Raw genomic sequence first — 22,792 nt, forward strand, 5'->3', positions numbered from 1 at the left:
CCCGTCCCACTTTGAGGGTGGGGCCCAGAGGCCGGACAGTTGTGAATAGCAATGCGCTTCCGGAAAGCGCTGCGAAGCAGGACCTGCCGGTGGCATAGTTGTCCTCAAAACCCCGGCCCAAGGCCCCGCGGTCTAGCCCTTCGTGACGTTGTCATCGTTACCCTCCTGGTCGCGAATGTCCCTGATCACCCAAGCCATGAGGGTGAGGGTGTCCTGTTGGGTGATGGTCTAGAACTGGTTCCCGAAGGACTTCTAGACTCAGAACAACATCCGAAAGCGCACCGTAGAGCGGCGGGTGGAAAATCCCGTCCGGGTGTTTAGGTTGGCTGAAGTGCCCGCCGAAGCCCCGCCTGGGCGGCCGCCAAGCGGGCGGTGAGGACCCGGTAGGGGCTCGCCGAGGTGTAGTCCAGAAGGTCCGCCACCGCCTGGACGCTTCCCGCCTCGCCCCCGTGCTCCCCGCAGAGGCCAAGCTTCAGGCGGGGGTTGGCCCGCCTGCCCTCCTCCGCCGCCAGCCGGAGGAGCCTTCCCATTCCCTTCTCGTCCAGGCGCTCCGTGGGGTCAAAGGGGAACAGCCCCTCCTCCACGTACTGGGGCAGGAACTTCCCGGCGTCGTCGCGGGAGAGGCCGAAGGCCATCTGGGTAAGGTCGTTGGTGCCGAAGCTGAAGAAGTCCACCAGGGGGGCGATCTCGCCCGCCAACAAGGCGGCCCGGGGGGTTTCGATCATGGTGCCAAAGGGGATGGGGCCGTACTCGGCGAAGAGCTCCTCCGCCAGGAGGCGGGCCCTTTCCACCTCCTTGGGGTCCGCCACCAGGGGGACCATGACCTCGGGCCTGGGGTCAAGCCCCTCTTCCTTGAGCTCCTTGGCCGCTTCCAGGAGGGCCTTGAGCTGCATGCGGAAGATGCCGGGCCGCAAGAGGAGGAGCCTAACCCCCCTGAAGCCCAGCATGGGGTTCGCCTCGTGAAGGGCCTTGGCCCGCTCCAGAAGCAAAGCGGCCTCCTCGTTCCCCGCCTTGACCGCCTCCTCAAGCTCGGCCACGGGCGGCAGGAACTCGTGGAGGGGCGGGTCCAGAAGCCGCACCGTGACGGGAAGCCCGTCCATGGCCCGGAGGATCTCCTTGAAGTCCTCCTTCTGGAACCGGAAAAGCCGCTCTAGGGCTTCCTCTTCCTCCTGTTCCCCTTGGGCCAGGATGAGGCGGCGCACCCAGGGAAGCCGCTCCTCCTGGAAGAACATGTGCTCGGTGCGGCAGAGGCCAATCCCCTCGGCGCCGAAGGCCCGGGCCCTGCGGGCGTCCTCCGGGGTGTCGGCGTTGGCCCTGACCCCGAGGCGCCGATGGGGCTCGGCCCAAGCAAGGAGCTTCTGCAGGAGGGCCTCCCCTTCCGCCTCCACCAGGGGCACCGCCCCCAGGTAGACCTCTCCCGTGCTCCCGTCCAGGGTGAGGAGGTCGCCCTCCCGGATCTCCACCCCGTCCACCACAGCCCTCCCCTCCTCGGGGTAGACCCGCAAAGCCTCCGCCCCCACCACCGCCGGCACCCCCAGGCCTCGAGCCACCACCGCCGCATGGGAGGTAAGGCCACCCCGGGCGGTGAGGATGCCCTTCGAGAGGTACATGCCGGTGATGTCCTCCGGGGTGGTTTCCGGGCGCACCAGGATCGTGGGCAAGCCTTGGGCGTGGAAGCGCTCCGCCCCCTCGTTGGAGAAGACGGCGTGCCCAAGGGCGGCTCCCGGGCTTGCGGGCAGCCCCTTAAGGAGGGGCTTGGGAGCCTTGTCCCGGTCCACGCTGGGCTTGAGGAGGCCGGGGAGGGCGTTGGCCTCTACCCGTAAGACCGCCTCCTCCCGGGAGATCAGGCCCTCCTCCGCCATCTCCACGGCGATGCGCACCGCCGCCTTGGCCGTGCGCTTGCCCGAGCGGGTTTGCAGGAGGAAAAGCCGCCCCCGCTCCACGGTGAACTCGAAGTCCTGCATGTCGCGGAAGTGGCGCTCCAGGCGCTCCGCCACCTGCACAAGCTCGGCGTAGAGGGTGGGGGCGTAGTCCCGGAGGCGCTCTATGGGCTCAGGGGTGCGGAGGCCCGCCACCACGTCCTCCCCTTGGGCGTTGCGCAGGTACTCCCCGTAGAGGCGCTTCTCCCCGGTGACGGGGCTTCGGGTGAAGCCCACCCCGGTGCCGGAGTCCTCCCCTAGGTTGCCGTAGACCATGGCTTGGACCACCACCGCCGTGCCCAGGTCCTCGGGGATGCCGTAGATGCGGCGGTAGGTCTTGGCCCGGGGGTTGAGCCAGCTCCGGAAGACCGCCTCTATGGCGGCGGAAAGCTGCGCCCAGGGGTCCATGGGGAAGGGAGTGCCCCTGGCCTCGAGGTGGCGGAGGTAGCGGAAGGAAAGCTCCTCCAGGTCCTCGGCGGAAAGGGCGGTGTCCGCCTCCACCCCCCGCTCCGCCTTTAGGGCGGCGAGCATTCCCTCAAAAACCTCCGCCCTCTCCCCCAAGACCACCTCCCCGTACATGGCGAGGAGGCGGCGGAAGGTGTCCCAGGCGAAACGGGGGTTTTCCGTGGCCCGGGCCAGGGCCTCCACCCCCTCCAGGGTGAGGCCCAGGTTCAAGATGGTGTCCATCATCCCCGGCATGGACACCGGGGCCCCGCTCCGCACGGACACCAAAAGGGGAGGGGTCCTCCCCTCCCCGCGGCCGAAGCGCTTCCCGGTTAGGCCCTCGAGGGCCGCCATCTTGGCCTCCACCTCCTCCCAAAGCCCCGGCACCTCCCCCCGCTTCAGGTACTGCCGGCAGGCCTCGGTGGTGACGATGAAGGCCGGGGGCACGGGAAGCCCCGCCCCCGCCATGGCCACCAGGCCATACCCCTTGCCCCCAAGGAGCTCCTTAGAAAGGCCTTGCGCCTCCGGTAGCAGGTATACACGGCTTTCCACACCCCGAGTATCCGGGAGGCGGTGGAAGCGTGGAAATGTGTACTCCCAAGAGGGCTACACCGTTCGCCCCTGGAGAACCAAAAGGGCCCGCCACTCGGCCAGCATGGCCTGGGCGAAGCGGGGAAAGGCCCGGTGGTAGCGCCGCACAAGCTCTCCCGGGGGTAGCCCTTCCGCCTTGAGCTTCCCCAGGAAGGACCGGGCTTCCTCCGGGGGGCCGTGCCAGCGGGCGAGCTCCTCTAAGCCCTCTCCCAGGAAGACCACGGTGGGCACGATGCGCTTGCCCTCCTTGGCGTAGGCCTCGGCCAGGTCCGGGTTTTCGTGGCGAAAGAGGAAGTGGACCTCCAGGGGGAGCCTGGCCAGCACGGGGATGGCCTGGAGGCAGTCCGGGCACCAGGCCTCCACCAAGGCCAAGGCCCGGGCCACCCCCGGAAGGGGGGGCAAGGGTTCCAGGGTCCGGTAAAAGGCCTCCACCCGCTTCCGCCCTGCGCCAAGTCGGGGAAGAAGGGCCGGGTAGGTAAGCCCTTGGGTCCAAGGCTCGGCCAGCATGGCCCCATGGTGCGGCCGGGCCCCCCTCGAGGGCAAGGGGGATCGTCCCACTCTTTTCCGGCGCCCGGGAAGTAGGCTTAGCCCATGGACCGGCGGCTTTTGGCCCTCCTTTCCGGGGTCCTCTTGGGCACGGTGAGCGAAAGCAGCCTGGCCCCCGCCCTACCCCTCCTGCAACGGACCTTCGCCGTGGGGCCCGAGGAGGCCCAAGGGGTAGTCTCTATAGGCCTCCTGGGGGCAGCCCTGGCCTACCTGCCCGTGGCGGGGCTTGCGGGACGGGTGGGGGCGGGAAGGCTATTCCGGCTCGGGCTTGGGCTCCACGCCCTCTTCGCCCTCCTCCTGGCCCTGGCCCCGGGGCTTTGGGCCCTTTACCTCCTCCGCTTCCTCCAGGGGGTGGCCACGGCCATGGTGGTGGGCCTGGTGCCGGGACTCGCCGCCACCGCCTTTCCCAGGGCCCGGGGCTACGCCTTGGGCATGGTGGCGAGCACCGTGGCCACGGGAACCCTCCTGGGCCCCGCGTTGGGGGGGCTTGCCGCCGGCAAAAGCCTTTCCCTGGTCTTCCTCCTGCCCCTTCCCGCCGCCCTCCTCGCCCTTCTCCTCTCGGGCAACCTGCCAAGCCTCCCGGAACAAGGGGGTTCCCTGAGGCAACTCCTCGCCGCTTCCGGTTTCCTCCGGGCCCTTCTCGCCACGGGGCTCTACTTCGCCCACACCCTGGGGACCACGGTGGCCCTGAGCTTCCACCTGGGAGCGGAGGGGCTCTCCCCCGAAAGCATAGGGGGGCTTCTCCTCCTCGGTCCCTTGCAGCTCTTCTTCCTCGGGGCCTGGGCGGGAAGGGTGGCGGACCGGGAAGGCTACCGCCGGGTGGCCCGCCTCGGAGCCCACCTCCTCTTGGGGGCGGGGATGGCCTTCGCCTTCTTGCCCCTCCTCCACCCCCTTTGGGGCGGCGCCTTGGGCCTCGTTCTCCTCGGGATCGGGCGGGCCCTCTTCCAGGCGGCCAACAACGCCCTGGTCCTCTCCCTGGCCCCCTCGGGCACCGAGGGGCTTGCCTCGGGGGCCCTTTCCGTGGCCCGCTCCCTGGGGCAGGCGTTGGGAAGCGCCCTGGCCGGGGGAAGCCTAGGGCTTTTCTACCGGCTTTTACCCAACCATGGCCTGGCCTTCGCCGCCAGCGCCCTCCTCCTTGCCGGGCTCATGGGACTGGCCGCCTTCTTGGTGCAGGGTAAAGGAGCTAACCCAGGAGGTGGGCCATGCGGCGCCCAATGAGGCGGGCGGCGAGGAGGGGGCTTAGGCGGTGGAGCAGGTCCATGGCGCGGGCATCCCGGCCCAGGAGCACCCGGAAGGCGTCCCGCTCCACGGCGTCCAAAAGCTTTCGGGCGGCCTCCTGGGGTTCCAACACGGGCACCTTTGCCCCCTCGGCCCTCGGGGCCTCCACCCCCGAGTGGGCCGCAATCCCCGTGCGCATGGCCCCGGGCAGGACCAGGGTGACCCGGACCGAAGTGCCCTGAAGCTCGGCCCAAAGGGCCTCGGTGAGGAGCATCACCGCCGCCTTGGAGGCGCCGTAGACCGCTTGCCCCGGCACCGGCACGAAGGCCCCCATGCTGGAAACGTTCACCAGGTGGGCCTCGGGCCGCCGCAGGAGCCTGGGCAGGAAGGCCCGGGTCATGTAGAGGGTCCCGTAGAAGTTCACCCGCATCACCCGCTCTATAGCGGCCTCGTCCAAGTCCAGGAAGCGCTTGAAGGGTTGGATGATGCCGGCGTTGTTGATGAGGCCGTCCACCTGGCCGTGCGCCTCCTCCACCGCCTCGGGCAAGGCCGCCACCCCCTGGGGCTCGGTGATGTCCAGGGGGTGAAGGCTTAGGCCTGCGGCTAGGCTTCCCGCCTGGGCCTGGGTTTCCCTGAGGCCCTCCTCCCTCAGGTCCACCGCCGCCACCCTGGCCCCCCGGCGGAGGAGCTCCAGGCTGAGGGCCTGGCCCAACCCGCTTCCCGCCCCCGTGACCACCACCACCTTGCCGGAAAGCCTCATGGGCCCAGCATACCCTTCTTGGCCTGCCAGCGCTCCCGGAGCCGGGCGAAAAGGGCTTCCACCTTGGCCTTGGGCAGGATCACCTGCTCCGTGCGCCCCACGCCGATGAGGTCGCCGAGCTCGTTATAGGCCTCCATGGTGGCGTGGACCCGGTTGCCCTCGGTCCGCTCGTGCCGGGCCACGATCCGCACCCGCATCCCCGGGAGGGCGGAGGCCAGGTGGCGCACCTCCACGTAGCTCCCGATTCCCTCCTCCCCCTCCTCCAAAAAGGGGAGAATGATTTTGCGCCCGGCGAGCTCCATGTGCTTGGCCATCCAGTAGGTGGCGTAGACGGGGTGGACGGGCCCGAGCTCCTCAAAGTCCACGGTCATGGCCTCGGTGACCACCGTCTCGAAGGTGGCCTCGTAGCCTTCGGGAATGGGGCGCATGGCTACTTGCGCAGGTCCAAGACCCGGCGAAGCTTCCCCCCTTCGCTCCTCGGGGCCTCCCCGGGGGCGAGGAGGACCACCCGCATGCTGACGCCGATGGTGTCCTTGATCTTGCGGACAATCCTCTCCCGAAGGGCGTGGAGGCGGTGGTCTGCCTCTATCACCTCGTCGGAAAGGGCTTTTCTGCCGATGTCCTGGAAGAAGCTTGGGGACACCTCCACCTTGAGCTCCGCCTCGTCCAAGGTGCCCTCCCGCCGCACCACGATCTGGTAGTGGGGCTCCACCTCGGGGATGCCCAGGAGAACCGCCTCCACCTGGGTGGGGTAGACGTTCACCCCGCGGATGATGAGCATGTCGTCCGTGCGGCCCAGGATGGGCCCCATGCGCACGTGGGTGCGGCCGCAGGAGCAGGGCTCGTAGGTCAAGAAGGTGAGGTCCCCCGTCCAGTAGCGCAGGAGGGGCATGGCCTCCTTGGTGAGGGTGGTGAAGACCAAGACCCCCACCTTCCCCTCCGGCAGGGGCTCCCCCGTGTCCGGGTCCACCACCTCCGGCAGGAAGTGGTCCTCCCAGATGTGGCTTCCCTGCCGCTCCTCCACGCACTCGTTGGCCACCCCGGGGCCGATGATCTCAGAGAGGCCGTAGATGTTGGTGCTCCTCACCCCAAGCCCCTCGTCCACCTGCCTGCGGATGGCCTCCGTCCACGGCTCGGCGCCCAGAACGGCGTACTCCAGGGAAAGGGCCTCGGGGGGAACCCCCCGCTTGTTGAACTCCTCCGCCAGGGTCTGGGCGTAGGAGGGGGTGCAGGAGATCACCTCGGGGCGGAAGTCCTGGATGAGGAGGATCTGCCGCTCCGTCATGCCCCCGGACACCGGGACCACGGTCATGCCCAAGGCCTCCGCCCCCCCGTGGAGGCCCAAGCCCCCCGTGAAGAGGCCGTAGCCGTAGGCGTTGTGGAGCATCATCCCCGGCCTCGCCCCCGCCGCCCCTAAGGAGCGGGCCACCACCTCGGCGAAGATGCCGAGGTCCTTCCGGGTGTAGCCCACCACCGTGGGCTTGCCGGTGGTGCCGCTGCTGGCGTGGATGCGGGCCACCTGTTCCCGGGGCACGGCGAAGAGACCAAAGGGGTAGTTCTCCCGCAGGTGGTCCTTCCGGGTGAAGGGGAGCTTGGGGAGGTCCTCGAGGCCCCGGACCTTCCCCGGGATTACCCCCGCCTCGTCCAGACGCCTCCGGTAAAAGGGTACCCGCTCGTACACGTAGGCCACCACCTGGCGCAGCCGCTCTTCCTGCAGCGCCCTAAGCTTCTCCCTGGGAAGGGTCTCCAACTCTGGCTGGTACATCCTCACCTCCTAAGCGAAAGACCGTGCCCGTGAAGAGGGCCACCCGTTTCCCCTCCGAGACCACCTCCACCCGGTAAGTGGCGGTGCGCCTGGAAAGGTTCACCTCCACCGCCTCGGCCTCCACGAGGGCCCCGGGGTAGAGGGGCCGGAAGTAGTCCATGCGGCAGGAAAGGGCCACCGCAGGCCCCCTGGAGTTGGAGGCCAGGGCGAAGGCGCTGTCGGCCAGGGCGTAGAGGAACCCCCCGTGAACGGTGCCGTGAAGGTTCAGGTGCTCCCTTCCCACCCGGCCCACCACCTTGGCCTCCCCGGGGCCCAGGTGCACCACCTCGAGGCCCAACGTCTCCATGAAGGGATCCTTCATCCCTCCTCCACCTCCCGCTTGAGGCCCAGGTAGGCCTCCACCACCTTGGGGTTTTGCTGGAGCTCCTTCGCGCTTCCCTCCAGGGCCACCTCCCCCGCCTCCAGCACCAGCCCGCGGTCGGCCAGCTCCAGGGCTACCTTGGCGTTTTGCTCCACCAAAAGGAGGGTGGCCCCCTCCCGCTTCAAGGCGGCCAGGATGCGGTAGATCTCCCGCACCATCAGGGGGGCAAGCCCCAAGGAGGGCTCGTCCAAAAGGAGGAGCCTGGGCCGCGCCATGAGGGCGCGGCCGATGGCGAGCATCTGCTGCTCCCCCCCGGAAAGCGTCCCGGCCAGCTGCCCCCGCCTTTCCCTAAGCCGGGGAAAAAGGCCATAGACCCGCTCCAAATCGGGCCTCAGGTCCTCCCCCTTCCGGAAGCGGAGAAACCCCCCAAGGCGGAGGTTGTCCTCCACGGAAAGCCCGGGGAACAGGGCGCGGCCCTCCGGCACCAGGACGAGGCCCCGTTGCAGGAGGCCCTCGGGGCTCCGCTGGGCCAAAACCTCCCCGGCAAGCTCAATTCGCCCCTCCGCCTTGGCCAGGCCCACAAGCCCCCGAAGGAGGCTGGTCTTCCCCGCCCCGTTGGGCCCGATCACCGCCAGGGCTTCCCCCTCGCGGATGCGGAAGGAAACCCCCCGCACCGCCTCCAAGGGCCCGTAGCGCACGGTGAGGCCTTCCACCCGTAGCATCAGGCCACCTCCTCCCCCAGGTAAGCGGCCCGCACCAGGGGGTTTTTCTGCACCTCCGCCGGGGTTCCCTCGGCGATCTTCTCCCCGTAGTTCATCACCACCACCCGGTCCGCCAGGCCCATGATCAGGTCCATGTCGTGGTCCACCAGGAGGAGGGTGTACCCCTCCTTGGCCAGGGCCCGCAGGAGGTGGGCGAGCTCCCGTTTCTCCCCCGCCCTTAGCCCCGCCCCCGGCTCGTCCAAGAGGAGGACCTCCGCCCCCGAGGCCAGGAGGCGGGCGATCTCCAAAAGCCGTTGCTGCCCCACGGTAAGCCGCTCCGCCCGCTCCCAGGCCAAGGACTCCAGGCCCACCCGCTTAAGCGCCCGGTAGGCGGTGGCCAGGGCCCGGGCCTCTTCCTTTTTGTGGAGGCCCAAGAGGACCCGGAGGAAACCCGAGCGGGTGCGGGCGTGGGTGCCCAAGGCGGTGTTCTCCAGCACGGAGAGCTCGGGGAAGAGGTGGGGGTGCTGGAAGGTGCGCCCCAGGCCCAGGAGGTGGATGCGGTAGGGGGGAAGCCCCGTCACCTCCTGGCCGAAGAGGAAGACCTTGCCCCCATCGGGGGCCAGGGCCCCGGTGATGAGGTGGAAGGTGGTGCTCTTCCCCGCCCCGTTGGGGCCGATCAGGGCCAGGATCTCCCCCCGCCGCAAGGCGAAGGAAACCCCGCCCACGGCCAGGAGACCGCCGAAGGCCTTCTTCAGGTTCTCCACCCGGAGCACCACCTCCCCCTTGGCCCCTTGGGGTGGGGTGAGGGGAAGGGGCTCCGCCTCCGGGAGCCCTTTCGGCGGCGCAGGGAGCCGGGCGGCCAGGAGGGGCCAAAGCCCCTTGGGGGCCAGGAGGAGGATGAGGGCGAGGATGAGGCCGTAGCCGATGACCTCGTAGTTCCCCTGCCGGCCCAGGAGAAGGGGGAGGAGGTCCTTGAGCCAATCCTCCAAGCCGGTGAAGAAGGCCGCCCCCAACACCACCCCGGGGATGGTCCCCACCCCGCCCGCCACCGCCATCACCAGGTACTTGATGGAGGCCTCCAGGGAGAAGGGGGTGGGGTTGACGAAGCGCAGGAAGTGGGCGTACAGGAAGCCGGCAAGCCCCGCCATGGCTCCCGCCAGGAGGAAGGCCTGGAGGCGGAGGCGCGCCGGCTCCACCCCGAAGCTGGCCGCCGCCAGGGCGTCCCCCCGCAGGGCCAGAAGGGCCCGGCCCAGGCGGCTAGCCCGCAGGTTGTCCAGGGCCAAAAGGCAGAGGACCAACAGGAAGAGGCTGAAAAGGGCGTAGCGGAAGCCCGTGTCCAGGGGGAGGCCGAGGAGGTGAAGGGGGGGCAGGTCGGGGATCCCCGTGTGCCCCCCGGTGAGGCCCACCAGGTTCCCCGCCAGGATGTAAAGCGCCACCTGCCAGGCGATGGTGGAAAGGGGCAGGAAATGGCCTTTAAGCCGCACGGTGAGCCCTCCCAGAACCAGGGCCAGCAGGAGGGAAAGGGCGAGGCCCACAAGGAGGCCAAGCCAGGGGGAAAGCCCCGCCTTCACCGTGAGGAGGGCGGTGGCGTAGGCCCCCATCCCCATGAAGGCCGCCTGGGCGAAGCTGGTCATCCCCGCTAGGCCCGTGAGCACGTAGAGGGAAAGGGCCACCAGGGCCGAAAGGGCGAAGAAGTTGAGGAGGGTGAGGTAAAACGGGAACGGAAGGAGCACAACGGGCAAAAGGAGCAGGAGAAACCAAAGGTAGCGCATCACTCCTCCACCGCCCGCGCCCTAAGGCTTTGGTAGAAGAGGGCGGGCACCAAAAGGAGAAAGACCAAGGCCTCCTTGTAGGCGCTGGCGAAGAAGCTGGTGAAGCTCTCAAAAAAGCCCACCAAAAGCGCCCCCAAAAAGGCCACCGGGTAGCTGGCCAACCCCCCCAGGATGGCGGCCACGAAGCCCTTGAGCCCCAACATGAAGCCCATGAAGTAGGCGGCGTTGATGAGGGGGGCGAGGAGCAGGCCAGAAAGCCCCGCCAAAAGGCTTGCGATGCCAAAGGCCACCATCCCCGCCTCCTCCGGGGAGATGCCGCTCAGCCTGGCCCCAAGCCGGCTCTCCGCCGCAGCCAAAAGGGCCTTCCCGTAGAGGGAAAACCGGAAGAAGGCGTAGAGGGCCAAAACGCTCAGAAAGGCGAAGAGGAGGACCAAAACCCCCTGCCAGGAAAGGCCCACCGCCACCTCCCCCTTAAGGAGGGGCTCGGGGCGGAACTGCTCCGGACCGAAGAACACCAGGCCCAGGCCCTGAAAGGCCACGTGAAGGCCCACGGCCATGATGAGGAGGGAAAGCACCGTGGCCTCCCGCAAAGGCTGGAAGAAGACCCGGTACGTGGCCACCCCCAGATAGACCACCAACAGGACCGCCGCCCCATAGGCCAGGGGCTTAACGGCCAGGGCGAGGAAAAAGAGGGCGGAAAGCCCCAAGGCCCCAAGGAGGGGCACCCAAGCCCCCCGCCCCCGCGCAACCCCCGCCCAGAGGAGCCCCAGGGCCACCGCCAGCCCCAGCGTCCCCGGGATCCTCCCCTCCTGGAGCCACACCAGGGAAAGGGGGGCGAACATGAGGAGCTCCCCAATGGGCACGAGGATCACCCGGGTCACGGCGAAGACCAGGACCATGGCGATGGCCAAGAGCCCGTAGATGACCCCGTTCTGGAGCCCGTCCAGGAGGAGAAAGCCCAGGATGGTGGCGTCCATGGCTTAGCGGAAGGTGCGCTCCAGCTTCCAGCGGCCTCCCTCCACCCGGACCATCACCGCGGCGTCCTCGAAGCGGAGGCCCAGGTGGTCCTCCTTGGTGAAGGTGAAGACCCCGTGGGTGGCCACCAGGTTCCTCGTGGCCTCGATCTCGTCCCGCAAGGCGGCGCGGAAGGCGGCCAGGTCCTTATCCGCGTCGGCCCGCTTCAGGGCCCGCTCCAAGGCGGGGCGCAGGATGAGCCAAGCGTCCCAGGCATGGGCGCCAAAGGTGGAGTAGCTTCCGATACCGTACTTCGCCTCGTAGCGCTGGATGTAGTCCAGGGCCACCCGCTTGGAGGGGAAGGTGCCGGGAAGCTGCTCCGCCACCAGGATGGGCCCGGCGGGAAGCAGGGTGCCCTCCACGTCCTTGCCCCCCACCCGCAGGAAGTCGGGGTTCGCCACCCCGTGGGTCTGGTAGATGAGGCCCCCGTAGCCCCGCTCCTTCAGGGTGCGCTGGGGCAGCACCGCCGGGGTGCCGCTCGCCCCGATCAGGACGGCGTCGGGCCGGCGGGCGATGATCCTGAGTGCCTGCCCGGTGACGCTGGTATCGCTGCTGTTGTAGCGCTCGCTCGCCACCACCTGGAGCCCCTTGGCCTTGGCCTCCGCCTCAAAGAAGCGGGCCCAGCCCTCCCCGTAGGCGTCGTTGAAGCCGATGTACCCCACGGTCTTCACACCCCTGGCCGCCATGTCCACCACGATGGCCCGGGCCATGAGCTCCTCCGTCTGGGGGGTCTTGAAGACCCAGAAGCGCTGGGCGTCCACCGGGTGGATGATGTCCTTGCTGGCGGCTAAGGAGATCATGGGCACCTTGGCCTCCGCCACCACGGGGATCATGCCCAAGGAGGCGGGGGTGGTGGTGGTGCCCACGATGGCCACGGCGTCCTCCTCCACCAGCCGCCGGGTGTTCCGCACCGCCTGGGTGGTGTCCGAGGCGTCGTCCAGAATGACGAACTGCACCTTCCGCCCCGCCACGCCCCCCTGGCGGTCCAGAAGCTCTTGCAGCATGAGGAAGGTGTTGCGCTCGGGGATGCCCAAGGAGGCGGCGCGCCCCGTGGCCGAGACCACCACCCCCACCTTCAAGACCCCCTGGGCCCAAGCGGAAAGGGCCAGGGCCAAGGCTACCGCTAACCAACGCTTCATCCTTTACCTCCTTTTCCCACCGGGCGTGGCCCGGATTGGGTCTAACGAACACTCGTTTGGTTCGGCCTCCAGTTTAGAAAGGGACCTTTGTCCCGTCAAGCCCCGGGGTAGGACCGGGGCCTTTAGGTCACGTGCTCGGGAAGGCCCAAGAGGGCGGGGCTTTGGGTGGGTACCGGGTTGCCCTCGAGGTCCACCAGGAGGCTTCCCTCCAAAAACCAGCTCTTGGGGGTGCGGTGGCCCCAGAGGGTCTGGCGCCTGGGGTCGTTGAGGCTCCAGCGCACCGGGGGCAGGTCGGGGTCCACGGTGAGGTAGTCAGAGGTGTAGAGCTCCACCCGGTGCCCATCGGGGTCCCTTAGGTAGAGGAACATGGCGTTGGAGATGCCGTGCCGCCCCGGGCCCCGTTCGATGGCGTCCGTGCGCCGGGCCCCCGCCAGGATGTCCGCCGCCCGGATCACCGCCATGGGGTCGGGAAGCCAGTAGGCGAGGTGGTGGAGCCTGGGGCCTTCCCCGTTGGTGAAGGCCACGTCGTGCACGTTCCCCTTGCGGTGGAGCCAGCTCGCCCAAAGCCGACCCTCTTCGTCCTCCGTGTACTCCGTCAGGCGGAAGCCAAGGACCTCCTGGTAATAGCGGGTGGCCCGGCCCACCTCCGGGGCGAAGAGGTTCACGTGGTCGATGCGCAAAATCCCGGGCCCCCGGTGGAGGTGGTACTCCTGGAGCATGCGGGGAAGCTTCTCCGCCTGGAAGTAAAAGGCCAAGGGGTAGCCGAAGGGGTCCTGCACCCGGAGGACCCGGGGCCTCCCCCAGTCCGCCTCGAGGCGGTGGGCAAGCCCCTCCTTACGGGCCCAGGCCAAAGCCTCCTCCAAGCCCTCCTCCGAATCCACCTTGAAGCCGAGGGCGGCCACCGCAGCCCGGGGGGCCTCGGTGAGCTTCAGGCTCCACTCCCGCTCCTCGTAGCCCCTAAGGTAGGCCGCCTTCCCTTCCCGCCTTTCCAGAAGCATCCCCAAAAGCCCCTGGTAGAACTCCAGGCTCCGCTCCAGGTCCTGGACCCAAAGCTCTAGGAAACCTACCCTCACGATGGCCATACCAGCCTCCTGTAGCCGCGGGCGAAGTAGAGGAGGGGGGGGCCCATCTCCCCAAGCTCCACCTCCTCCACCCGCCCCACCACGATCCGGTGGTCCCCGCCGGGGTAGAGGGCCTCCAGGCGGCACCGGAGCACCGCCAAGGCCCCCTCTACCCTTCCCTCCACCAAGCCCACCCCCTCCCTGGGCCTGCCGGCGAAGTGCTCGGCGACCCCCTCCTGCCCTTCCCGAAGGAGGCTCACGCTGAAGGCCCCCGCTTTCTCCAGGAGGGGCAAAAGCTTCGCCCGCTCGCTCACCGCCAGGGCCACCAGGGGGGGCTCGAGGCTCAAGGACATGAAGGCGGTGGCGGTCATGCCCCGCTCCTCCTCCCCCGCCCTCGCCGCCACCACGGTGACGCCGCTGGCGAAGCGGCTGAGCGCCTCCTTGAAGGCCTCCCTCACGCCCGCACCTCCGAGAAGACCTCGAGGCTCGCCTGGAGGAAGGTGCGGATGCGCTCCTTGTAGGGTTCCTTATCGTAAACCTGGTAGAGGGTTTGGTACATGCGCACGGGGTCGCCGAAGAAGAAGCGCTCGTAAAGCTCCTGACGGGCCCCGAAGCCGGAGAGGGTCATGTCCCAGGCCAGGCGGAAGAGGGCCACCCGCTCCCGGGCCTCCAGGGTGGCCCCTTGCAGGTACTTGTCCAGAAGGGGGGCCAGGGGGCCTTTGAAGTCCTTTTCGGAAGGGAGGGTGATGAGGCCCGAGGCCCCGATCTGCTCCAGGATCTCCCGGATCCTGGGGTAGAGCCTGGGGTAGAGGTTCCGCGCCCCGTCCAGGGCCTTGCGGTCCGGAACCAGGAGGCCGTAGGCGTTCTCCTTGGCCTCCTCCTCCGCCCGGGTCCAGAAGGCGCGCATGGCCTCGAGGTAAACGATGATCTCGGCGATCTTCTCCTGCACGTGGCCGTAGGCGTCGGCCCCGATCCCCTCCGCCATCAGGGCGGCCACCCCCAAGAAGGCCTCCGTCTTGGCGGTCTTCAGGGCCACCACCTGGTGGGCCATGTGGTGTAAAGCCCCCGTCTGGGCGTAGGCGTTGTTGCAAAGCTCCACGTTCCCCAGGATGAAGACCCGCTCCCAAGGCACCAGGACGTCGTCGAAGATGACCAGGCAGTCCATCTCCTCCAGGCGGCTGGAAAGGGGGTAATCGAAGGGGCTATCCCCCCCCACCAGGGCTTCCCGGCAGACGAAGTGGAGCCCCGGGGTGGCGGTGGGGAGGGCGAAGGCGATGGCGTACTTCTCGCTCCCCGGCCCCTCTTTGAGGAGGGTGGAGGGGAAGATCAAGACCTCGTCCGCCAGAGGAAAGGTGGCGGTCATCCTAGCCCCCCGCACCACGATGCCCTTTTCCGTCTGCCGCACCACCCCCACGGGGATGTAGGGGTCGGGCTGGGCGGAAGGGGGTTTGGCCCGGTTCACCTGGGGGTTGGTGAGGGCGTGGGTGGTGGCCAGGTCCTGGTCCCGGAGGTAGGTGTAGTAGTTTCGAACGTTCTCGGCGAACTCCCCGAAGTAGTCGGCGCTGGCGGCATAGGCCATGACCACGGCGTTCAGGTAGTCCGGGCTCCGGCCCATCATGCCCAGGTTCTGGTCCGCCCAGAGCTTGTAGGCCTGGCCCCGCTTCTTGAGGTCCTCCTTGCTCCTCGGGACGAGGAAGCTCATGCCGTGGCGCCTGCCCCCCTCCTCGTAGGTGAGGACCTCCCGGAAGCGGGGGTCGTGCTGCAGGTCGTAAAGGGCGGCCATGGTGCGCGCGATGCCCCGGAAGACGGGATGGGTGGTGGGGTCTTCCACCTTCTCCCCCTTGTACCAGAGGTTAGGGGGTCTTTCCCGTAGAGCTTCCAAGTATTCCGCTCCTGTCCGTGCCACTTCGCACCTCCTTACTTGCCAAACCTGGGAATGTGGGGGGGGCGCAAGGGGAGGGCCACGCTCTTGAGGTCGGTGTAGAACTCCAGGGCGTAGTGCCCCCCTTCCCGGCGGTCCCCGCTTTGCTTCACCCCGCCGAAGGGCGTGGGCAGGTGGCGCACGTTGTGGCTGTTCAGGTAGACCATCCCCGCCTCCAGCTCCAGGGCCAAGCGGTGGGCCCGTTCCAGGTCGCGGGTGAAGACGTAGGCGGCGAGGCCGTATTTGGTGTCGTTCGCCTTCCTTAGGGCGTCCTCCTCGTCCTTGAAGGGGATGGCCACCAAGACGGGCCCGAAGATCTCCTCTTGGGCGATTTTCATGGCGTTCTCCCCCACGAAGAGGGTGGGCTCCAGGTAGTTGCCCGAGGAGAGGTCCTCCCCGCGGAAGGAGCGAGCGGCCCGCCTGCCCCCCGCAAGGAGCCTGGCCCCCTCCTCGAGGCCCACCCGGACGTAGCCCAAGACCCGCTCCAGGTGCTCCGGGTGGATGAGGGGCCCCACCTCCGTCTCGGGGTCCAAGGGGTGGCCCACCCGGATGGCCTTGGCCCTTTCCGCCACCTTCCCCACGAAGTCCTCAAAGATGCGCTCCTCCACCAAAAGCCGGGAGCTTGCCGTGCACCGCTCCCCGTTGAAGGAGTAGACCTGGAAGACCACCGCATCCAAGGCCCTCTCCAAGTCGGCGTCGGCGAAGACCAAAGCCGGGCTCTTCCCGCCTAGCTCCAGGGAAAGCCGCTTGAGGTGGCGGGCGGCGTTTTGCATCACGATCTTGCCCGTTTCCGTTTCCCCGGTGAGGGTGAGGAGGGGGACCAGGGGGTGGGCCACCAAGGCCGCCCCCGCCTCCTCCCCGAAGCCCTGGACCAGGTTGAAGACCCCGGGGGGCAGGTCCGCCTCCTGGAGGATCTCGGCGAGCTTCGTGGCGGTAAAGGGGCTCCACTCCGCCGGCTTCAGGACCACGGTGTCCCCGAAGGCCAAGGCGGGGGCGATGCGCCAGGTGGAAAGCATCAGGGGAGCGTTCCAGGGGGTGATGATCCCCACGGGGCCCGCAGGGAGGCGGAGGGCGTAGTAGAGCCAATCCCGGTCCACGGGGAAGGTGCGGTCCTCCATGGCGTGCTCGGCGTACTCGGCGTAGAAGGCGAAGTTCTCCGCCGCCCGCGCCACCTGGGCCCGCACGATGCGGAGGACCTGGCCCGCATCCAGGCACTCCATCACCGCAAGCTCGTCGGCGTGCTTCTCTATGAGCTCGGCGATCCTTAGGAGGTAGCGCTTCCGCTCCCGGGCCTTGGTGCGGCTCCATTTTTGAAAGGCCTCGTGGGCCGCCCGAGCCGCCTTGTCCACCTCTTTTTCCCCGCCCCGGGCGGCGTAGCCCAGAACCTCGTTGCTGGCAGGGTCCAAGGAGGGGAAGGTCTCCCCGCTTTCCGAGGGAACGAAGGCCCCGGCGATGTAGTGCAGGGCGGGCTTCTCCTTTAGGCGCTGCCGCACCGCCTCGATGGTTTCCCATGGGATGCCGGCCACGGCGTCGGCGTACCTCATGGCTCCTCCTCTATGGGGTTTTCCAAGGCCCCCAGGCCCTCGATCTCTAGCCGCATCACGTCCCCCGGATGCACCTGGCTAATCCCCTTGGGGGTGCCGGTGAGGAGGACATCGTAGGGCTCCAGGGTCATGAACTCCGAGATGAAGGCCAAAAGTTCCGCCACGGAATAGAGCATCCTCGAGGTGTGCCCCTCCTGCCTCAGCTCCCCGTTCACGTAGGCCCTTAGCCAGAGGTTTTGCGGGTCCTCCACCTCCCCCACCACCAAGAAAGGCCCCAGGGGCAAGAAGGTGTCCCGCCCCTTGGCCCGGATGGGGGGGCGGAAGGTATTGGTCACGTAATCCCGCACCACCAGGTCATTGGCGATGGTGTAGCCCAGGACGTAGTCCAGGGCGTCCTTGGCCTTCACCCGCTTCATGGGCCTGCCCACCACCACGGCGAGCTCCACCTCGTAGTGGACGAACCGGGCCCCCTTGGGGTAGCGCACCACCCCTTGGTGGGGGAGGAGGCTGGTGTTGGGTTTCCAAAAGAGGGCGGGCTCCTCGGGACGGGTTAAGCCCAGCTCTTCGGCGTGCTCGGCGTAGTTGAGGGCCACCCCCAGGACCTTCCCCGGGGTGAAGGGCAGAAGCCAGGTGACGGCCTTGGGGTCGTGGGCCTCCCCCGCCTCGTCCAGGAGGAGGCCCTCCCGGAAGACCCCCTGGTGGACCCGGCCCTTGGCGAGGAAGCGGGCGAGCCTCATGCCGCCTCCACAGGGATTAGGCCGTAGCGTTCCGCCATCTGGCGAAGCCTTGCCTCCACCTCCGGGGTGGTGGGGTCCAAGGGAAGCCGCCACTCCTTCTCCAAAAGGCCCATCCAGGCCAGCACGGTCTTCAGGGGAATGGGGTTCGTGTCCCAGAAGATGGCCTCGTTGGCCTCGAGGAGGTAGTCGTGCACCTCCCGCGCCCCCGCATAGTCCCCCGCCAGGGCCCGCTCGCAGAGGAGGGCCACCTCCTTGGGCAGCCAGTTGGCGGTGGCGGCGATGGTGCCCACCGCCCCCAGGCTCATCATGGGCAGGGTGAGGCTTTCCAGGCCGCAGAAGACGAGGAAGTCCCGCCCCGCTTCGGCGAAGAGGTGGGAGAGGTACTCCAGGTCCTTGGAGGAATGCTTGAGGCCCACGATGTTGGGAAAGTCGCGGCGGAGGCGAGCCACGGTCTTAGGGGCGATCTCCACCCCGGCTCGCCCGGGGATGTTGTAGATGAGGAGGGGAAAGTCCGGCACCGCCTGCGCCACCTGGGCGAAGTAGCGGTAAAGGCCCTCCTGGTTGGGCTTCACGTAGTAGGGAACGATGACCAAAGCCCCTTGCGCCCCCGCCTCCTGGGCGAAGCGGGTGAGCTCCAGGGTTTCCTCCAGGCGCAAGGCCCCCGTGCCGGGGATCACCGGCACCCTCCCCGCCACCTGGTCCAGGACCACCTCCATGGCCCGCTTGCGCTCCTCCAGGGTCTGGGTGCCGGGCTCTCCCGTGGTCCCCCCCACGCTCACCCCGTGGGAACCCCCCTGCACCACCCGCTCCACCAGGCGGCGCAGGGCCTCCTCGTCCAGCTTGCCCTTGCGGAAGGGTGTGGGTAAGGGCGGTATGGAACCGCGGAACATGCGCTTCTCCTTTCGCCTCCCAGGATGCGGGGAGGAAGGGGGGAGGGCAACTGGGGTGCAGGACAGGTTATCGCCCAATTTTGTTTTTTTGTACAATTCCTCTCTCCTTGCTCCCGGGTACTAGGCATGGTATTGGTGAAATACACAATGATTGGCCATGGCTTTAGCGATAACCCCACCTCCTTCACCGCCCTGATGGAGGCCCTGGGGCTACGGGTTCTGGTGCCGGGGGACCGCCCCGTGCTCTACCTCCTTTCCGAGCCGCGCCCCCTCTTCTCGGCGGAAGGGGCCCTCCTCCTCTTCCGCCCCGAGGGGAGCCTCTTCCGCTACCGGGCCGCCACGGGCTTCCTCCTCCCCGAGCCCGAGCCCGAGGTGGAGGCCTTCGCCCGCAAGGAGGGGCTTGGGCTCGCCCTCTACCCCCCTTGGCTCCAGCGGGAGGAGGTGGAAAAGGCCCTGGCCCTGAGGCTTTTCGCCCTGGCCCCGGGGCTTGCCCTTTGTGGGGTGGTGGACCTCCTCCTCAAGCTTCCCGACCGCCCCTTTTTGGAAGTACTCCACCAGGCCACGGGCCTCCCCCTGGCCCGGGTGGCCCCCTGGGGGGAGGTGTTGGGCTTCGCCGGGCCCGTGCCCCCCAGGCACCCCGAGGCCCCGGGGGAGGGGCGGGGGTGGGTGGCCCTCGAGGCCGGGGAAGGGGTCTTGGTGGCCTATGGGGAAGAGGAGGCCCTAAGGCGGGCCCGGGGGCTTCTGGAGGTGGCGGCCCGCCTCCTCAAGGTGCGCTCCCTGGAAAGGAGCCTGGAGAGGATGCGGGAAGAATCCTTGGGGGCAGCCCTTTTGGAAGGCCTCATCCTGGGGGAGGCGGAAGCGGAACGGCTTTTCGCCTTCGGCTTCGCCGAGGGGGTGGAGTGGGTGCTGGCCTTGGCCGAGCCCCCCGAGGTCCCGGGCCGCCACCGCCTGGCCGAGGAAAGGAGGCGGGAGGCCACCTTGGAGCTTCGCCGCCAGGCGGGGGCTTACCTGGACCGGCTTGGGGTTCCCTACCTCCTCGCCACCCGGGGGAACCGGGTGGCGGCCATGTGGCAGGTGCATAGCCCCAGGCGGGAGGCGGAGGGCCTCCTCAAGGCCCTGATCCCGGGAAGCCGCCTGGGCTACTCCGGCGTCCACGCCGACCGGGCGGTGCAGGAGGCCTACCGGGAAGCCCTCATCGCCTTGAAGGCGGCGAGGCCGGGGGAGGCCCTTTCCTTTAGCGGCCTCGACCCTGTGGCCTTCGTCCTCCTGCAACAGTCCCCCGAAGACCTAAAGGCCCTGGTGGAGCGCTACCTACCCCTGCCGCCCAAGCTCTTGAAGACCCTCGAGGCCTACATGGCCTCAGGCAGCGTAGAGGAGGCGGCAGGCAGGCTCCATGTCCACCCCAATACCCTCCGCTATCGGCTAAAGCGGATTGAAGGGGTGGTGGGCCCCCTAGGCCAGCCGGAAACCCTAGCCCGGGTGCACCTCGCCCTGCGGGCGCGGGACCTCCTCTTGGGCTAAGATGGCATTTATGGGAAAGCTTAGGCTTTGGCTTGTGGCCTTTTTGGCGCTGGGAATGGGCCTGGCCCAGACCCTGGTGGAGGTGACCACCGTGGCGGCCTTGTCCACCAGCCTGGACCCAGCGGTGCGCCTCCCCTCCGGCACCTACAAGGCCCGGAGCCCCGAGCCCCTCCTCGCCCGCTTCCCCGAAGCTAAGGGGTACGCCCTCGAGGCCTTCGCCGCCAAGGGCATCGCCGCCAGGCTCCACGCCGCCTTCGTCCAGCAGGTTCTCACCGCCTTCGCCGCCGCGGGCTACTTCGTGGAGGGCCAGGAGGAGCGGGTGGTGGACGGGGAGGTGCGGACGAAGTACGTGCTCAAGGACAGCCTGGGCCGGCCAGCCCTCCTTTTGGTGGTGCGGAAGGGGGATGAGTTGGTCTACGGCTTTGGGAAGCGTAAGTGAACACTTTCACGATTTACAGGGCTTGTCCTAAAACTCTCCCCTAACCCCAAACCCCCACGCCCACACCCCACCCAGCCGCCCCAACCGCACCCAGTACTCTTCCCCCTCGAGACCCACCCAGCCCCACCACCCGGGGCCGTAGCCTAGGCTCCCCGCCAGGCTTGCCCCCTCCAGGGGCCAGCTCAGCCCCACCGCCCCTGCCCAGGGGAAGGCCCCTTCCACGGTGACCACCCCATCCCCCAGGGCCAAGCTGGCTCCCAGAAGGCCAAAAGGGCGCCCCGCCCAAAGCCGCCCTTCCCCGTAGGCCACCACCTCCCCCAGGCGCACGCTCCCCGCCACCCCCATCCCCTGTTCCTCCAGCCAAAGCCGCCCCTCGGACCAGGCGGCCTCCAGGAAGCCGCCCCGTTCCCAGGCGTAGCCCAGGCGCAGGCGCCAGGAACCGTACCAGGTGAGGGCCCCACCCCACACCCCCTCCTCTCCCCCGGCGGGGCCCGGGGTGTTCCAGGTGTAAGGGAAAAGCCGCCCTTCCCCCAAGGTCAAGGGAAAGCGGCCCAAAACCAGGCTCCACTCCCCTTCCTCCACCCTCACGTAAAGCCTTTCCAGGGAAACCCCACCCCCTCTCTCCCCCAGGTACGGGGCCAGGGCGTAGACCGCCCGGACCCCATCGCCGGAAAGCTCGCCGAAGAGGCGCAGGAAAAGGGTGGGGCTCGGCCCCAGGCCCTGCACCCCCACCTCCACCCCTTGGGCCAAGGCGGGAAGGAGGAAAAAGGGTAAGTGCTATTCTTCACGATTTAATCTGCTCGTGACTTTTCTATCCCCTAAACCCCTCCCCCTCCGCCCATCTCCGCCAGGTCCACCCGCTCCAGCACGGGAAGCGCCCGCAAGGCCTCCAGCACCTCCGGGGTGGGTTTTTGGTCCACGGCGAGGACGAAGAGGGCTCTCCCCCCCGGCACGTCGCGGCCGAGTTGCATCCCAGCGATGTTCACCCCCGCCTCCCCCAAGAGCGTGCCCACCTGGCCCACCACCCCCGGGCGGTCGTAGTTCACGCAGACCAGCAGGTACCCCTCCGGCACCACCTCCAGGGCGTAGTCGTCGATCCCCACCAGCCGCGGCTTCCCCCCCATCACCACCCCCCGGGCCCGGCGCTCCTCCTGGTCCGTGGTGAGGCGCACCTCCACCAGACGGGCGTACTCCCCCGCCTCCTCCGAGCGGCGGGTCACGAGGCCGATGCCCCGGTCCTTCAGGAGAGGCCGGGCGGAAACCAGGTTCACCGCCCCTTCCCCCAGGACCCGGGCCAAAAGCCCCTTGGCCACGGCGCTGGCGATGGGCTCGGGGTCTTTGTCGAACTGGCCGAGAAAGCTCACCTCTAAGGCCTGGGGGCGGCCCTTGGTGATCTGGGCGAGGAGCTTGCCCAAGGCCTCCCCCAAGGGCAAGAAGCCGCGGAGGGCCGCCAGGGCCTCCGGGTCAAAGCCGGTGTTGAGGGCGTAGGAGAGGTCCCCCTCGAGGGTGCGCACCACCCGCTCCAAGATGGCCTCCCCCACCCGCTCCTGGGCCTCCACCGTGTTCGCCCCCAGGTGGGCGGTGAGGACCACCTTGGGGTGATGGAGCAGGGGGTGGTCCTTAGGGGGCGGTTCCTGGCTAAAGACGTCCAGGCCTGCGGCGAAGAGGTGCCCCTCCTCCAGCACCTCCAGAAGGGCCTTCTCGTCCACTATGCCGCCCCGGGCGGCGTTCACCACCACCGCCCCCCGGGGAAGGAGGTAAAGCTCCCTCCGGCCGATCATCCCCCGGGTTTCCTCGGTCAGGGGCGTGTGCACCGTGAGGAAGTGGCTTTGGCGGAGGAGGTCCTCCAGGTGTTCCAAAAGCTCTACCCCTAGGCTCTCCGCCCGGGTGCGGGGGATGTAGGGGTCATAGGCCAAAACCCGCATCTCAAAGCCCTTGGCGAAGCGGGCCACCTGGCCGCCGATCCGCCCCAGACCCACGATGCCCAAGGTCTTGCCCCTAAGCTCAAGCCCCAGGAACTTCCGGTCCCACTCCCCCTGGCGGATCTTGCGGTCGGAAAGGGCAATGCCCCGGGCGGCGGCGAGAAGGAGGCCGAAGGCGAGTTCGGCGGCGGAACGGGTGTTGGCCTCGGGCACGTTCACCACCAGGATGCCCAGGCGGCTCGCCGCCTCTAGGTCCACGTTGTCCACCCCCACGCCCCCCCGGCCCACCACCTTAAGCCGCTTGCCCCGCCGCAACAGCTCGGCGTCCACCTGGGTCCGGCTCCGGGTGATGAGGGCATCGTAGGCGGGGATCACCTCGAGGAGCTCCTCCCGGGCGATGCCGGGGCGATAGTCCACCAAGACCCCGGGGTACTTCACGTCCCCAAGCCGCATGTCATCGGACACCAGCACCCGCCACATATACCCTTGACCCTAGCAAAAACCCCGCCTCAGGGCAACTTACCCGC

The 22,792-nt window shown here is 68.5% G+C and carries 21 protein-coding genes; 3 read left to right on the plus strand and 18 right to left on the minus strand.

Translation table 11 applies throughout. From position 1 onward, the window contains the following. Window positions 1-317: 317 nt before the first annotated feature. Both ppdK and ABXG85_RS01770 read right to left on the minus strand, forming a co-directional pair. Window positions 318-2,915, minus strand: a complete 2,598-nt coding sequence (gene ppdK / locus ABXG85_RS01765; protein ID WP_353512015.1) for a pyruvate, phosphate dikinase — start codon at window positions 2,913-2,915, stop codon at window positions 318-320. Between the two features lie 54 nt (window positions 2,916-2,969). Further along, window positions 2,970-3,461: a thioredoxin family protein gene (locus tag ABXG85_RS01770; RefSeq protein ID WP_353512016.1), complete on the minus strand. Its 492-nt coding sequence runs from the start codon at window positions 3,459-3,461 to the stop codon at window positions 2,970-2,972. Window positions 3,462-3,545: 84 nt separating this feature from the next. On the opposite strand from ABXG85_RS01770, the gene ABXG85_RS01775 reads away from it, so the two are divergent. Next, window positions 3,546-4,718 (plus strand): MFS transporter, encoded by a 1,173-nt coding sequence (locus tag ABXG85_RS01775; protein WP_353512017.1) that lies wholly within the window; start codon window positions 3,546-3,548, stop codon window positions 4,716-4,718. On the opposite strand, the gene ABXG85_RS01780 is transcribed toward ABXG85_RS01775, so the two are convergent. From ABXG85_RS01780 to hpaI, 14 genes are all read right to left on the minus strand, one after another. Further along, complete coding sequence (locus ABXG85_RS01780; RefSeq protein WP_353512018.1) at window positions 4,684-5,478, minus strand: SDR family NAD(P)-dependent oxidoreductase; 795 nt, start codon at window positions 5,476-5,478, stop codon at window positions 4,684-4,686. The genes ABXG85_RS01775 and ABXG85_RS01780 overlap by 35 nt on opposite strands. Then, window positions 5,475-5,906 carry a thioesterase family protein gene (locus tag ABXG85_RS01785; protein ID WP_353512019.1) on the minus strand — a complete coding sequence of 144 codons (432 nt, stop codon included), beginning with the start codon at window positions 5,904-5,906 and terminating at the stop codon, window positions 5,475-5,477. Before ABXG85_RS01785 ends, ABXG85_RS01780 begins: the two co-directional genes overlap by 4 nt. A gap of 2 nt (window positions 5,907-5,908) precedes the next feature. Continuing rightward, entirely contained in the window at window positions 5,909-7,243 is a 1,335-nt protein-coding gene (locus tag ABXG85_RS01790) for a phenylacetate--CoA ligase (RefSeq protein WP_353512020.1), read from the minus strand. Beyond that, window positions 7,200-7,604: a hydroxyphenylacetyl-CoA thioesterase PaaI gene (gene paaI / locus ABXG85_RS01795; RefSeq protein WP_353512021.1), complete on the minus strand. Its 405-nt coding sequence runs from the start codon at window positions 7,602-7,604 to the stop codon at window positions 7,200-7,202. Before paaI ends, ABXG85_RS01790 begins: the two co-directional genes overlap by 44 nt. Then, a complete protein-coding gene (locus tag ABXG85_RS01800) occupies window positions 7,601-8,326 on the minus strand; it encodes an ABC transporter ATP-binding protein (RefSeq protein ID WP_353512022.1) in 726 nt (241 codons plus the stop codon). The genes paaI and ABXG85_RS01800 overlap by 4 nt, the downstream gene beginning before the upstream one ends. Then, window positions 8,326-10,077 carry a branched-chain amino acid ABC transporter ATP-binding protein/permease gene (locus ABXG85_RS01805; RefSeq protein WP_353512023.1) on the minus strand — a complete coding sequence of 584 codons (1,752 nt, stop codon included), beginning with the start codon at window positions 10,075-10,077 and terminating at the stop codon, window positions 8,326-8,328. The genes ABXG85_RS01800 and ABXG85_RS01805 overlap by 1 nt, the downstream gene beginning before the upstream one ends. Next, window positions 10,077-11,054 (minus strand): branched-chain amino acid ABC transporter permease, encoded by a 978-nt coding sequence (locus tag ABXG85_RS01810; protein WP_353512024.1) that lies wholly within the window; start codon window positions 11,052-11,054, stop codon window positions 10,077-10,079. The genes ABXG85_RS01805 and ABXG85_RS01810 overlap by 1 nt, the downstream gene beginning before the upstream one ends. 3 nt (window positions 11,055-11,057) lie before the next feature. Beyond that, window positions 11,058-12,230, minus strand: a complete 1,173-nt coding sequence (locus tag ABXG85_RS01815) for an ABC transporter substrate-binding protein (RefSeq protein ID WP_353512025.1) — start codon at window positions 12,228-12,230, stop codon at window positions 11,058-11,060. A gap of 122 nt (window positions 12,231-12,352) precedes the next feature. Continuing rightward, entirely contained in the window at window positions 12,353-13,312 is a 960-nt protein-coding gene (gene hpaD / locus ABXG85_RS01820) for a 3,4-dihydroxyphenylacetate 2,3-dioxygenase (RefSeq protein WP_353512026.1), read from the minus strand. Next, window positions 13,300-13,749 carry a 4-hydroxyphenylacetate 3-monooxygenase reductase subunit gene (gene hpaC, locus ABXG85_RS01825; protein ID WP_353512027.1) on the minus strand — a complete coding sequence of 150 codons (450 nt, stop codon included), beginning with the start codon at window positions 13,747-13,749 and terminating at the stop codon, window positions 13,300-13,302. Before hpaC ends, hpaD begins: the two co-directional genes overlap by 13 nt. Further along, a complete protein-coding gene (gene hpaB, locus ABXG85_RS01830; RefSeq protein WP_353512028.1) occupies window positions 13,746-15,197 on the minus strand; it encodes a 4-hydroxyphenylacetate 3-monooxygenase, oxygenase component in 1,452 nt (483 codons plus the stop codon). Before hpaB ends, hpaC begins: the two co-directional genes overlap by 4 nt. An 11-nt stretch (window positions 15,198-15,208) precedes the next feature. After that, a complete protein-coding gene (hpaE, locus tag ABXG85_RS01835; protein WP_353512029.1) occupies window positions 15,209-16,756 on the minus strand; it encodes a 5-carboxymethyl-2-hydroxymuconate semialdehyde dehydrogenase in 1,548 nt (515 codons plus the stop codon). After that, window positions 16,753-17,493: a fumarylacetoacetate hydrolase family protein gene (locus ABXG85_RS01840; protein ID WP_353512030.1), complete on the minus strand. Its 741-nt coding sequence runs from the start codon at window positions 17,491-17,493 to the stop codon at window positions 16,753-16,755. The genes hpaE and ABXG85_RS01840 overlap by 4 nt, the downstream gene beginning before the upstream one ends. After that, complete coding sequence (gene hpaI / locus ABXG85_RS01845) at window positions 17,490-18,383, minus strand: 2,4-dihydroxyhept-2-ene-1,7-dioic acid aldolase (protein WP_353512031.1); 894 nt, start codon at window positions 18,381-18,383, stop codon at window positions 17,490-17,492. Before hpaI ends, ABXG85_RS01840 begins: the two co-directional genes overlap by 4 nt. Window positions 18,384-18,530: 147 nt before the next feature. Here hpaI and ABXG85_RS01850 point away from each other — a divergent pair, with 147 nt between their 5' ends. Together ABXG85_RS01850 and ABXG85_RS01855 are read left to right on the plus strand one after the other, a co-directional pair. After that, on the plus strand, window positions 18,531-19,904 hold the full coding sequence (locus tag ABXG85_RS01850) for a PucR family transcriptional regulator (RefSeq protein ID WP_486401635.1): 1,374 nt from the start codon (window positions 18,531-18,533) through the stop codon (window positions 19,902-19,904). Window positions 19,905-19,914: 10 nt separating this feature from the next. Next, on the plus strand, window positions 19,915-20,343 hold the full coding sequence (locus ABXG85_RS01855) for a hypothetical protein (protein WP_353512033.1): 429 nt from the start codon (window positions 19,915-19,917) through the stop codon (window positions 20,341-20,343). 27 nt (window positions 20,344-20,370) lie between these two features. On the opposite strand, the gene ABXG85_RS01860 is transcribed toward ABXG85_RS01855, so the two are convergent. Together ABXG85_RS01860 and serA are read right to left on the minus strand one after the other, a co-directional pair. After that, window positions 20,371-21,093: a hypothetical protein gene (locus ABXG85_RS01860; protein ID WP_353512034.1), complete on the minus strand. Its 723-nt coding sequence runs from the start codon at window positions 21,091-21,093 to the stop codon at window positions 20,371-20,373. Between the two features lie 68 nt (window positions 21,094-21,161). Beyond that, on the minus strand, window positions 21,162-22,745 hold the full coding sequence (gene serA / locus ABXG85_RS01865; protein ID WP_353512035.1) for a phosphoglycerate dehydrogenase: 1,584 nt from the start codon (window positions 22,743-22,745) through the stop codon (window positions 21,162-21,164). Window positions 22,746-22,792 lie beyond the last annotated feature (47 nt).

The organism is Thermus sp. LT1-2-5 (genome assembly GCF_040363165.1).
Taxonomy (GTDB): domain Bacteria; phylum Deinococcota; class Deinococci; order Deinococcales; family Thermaceae; genus Thermus.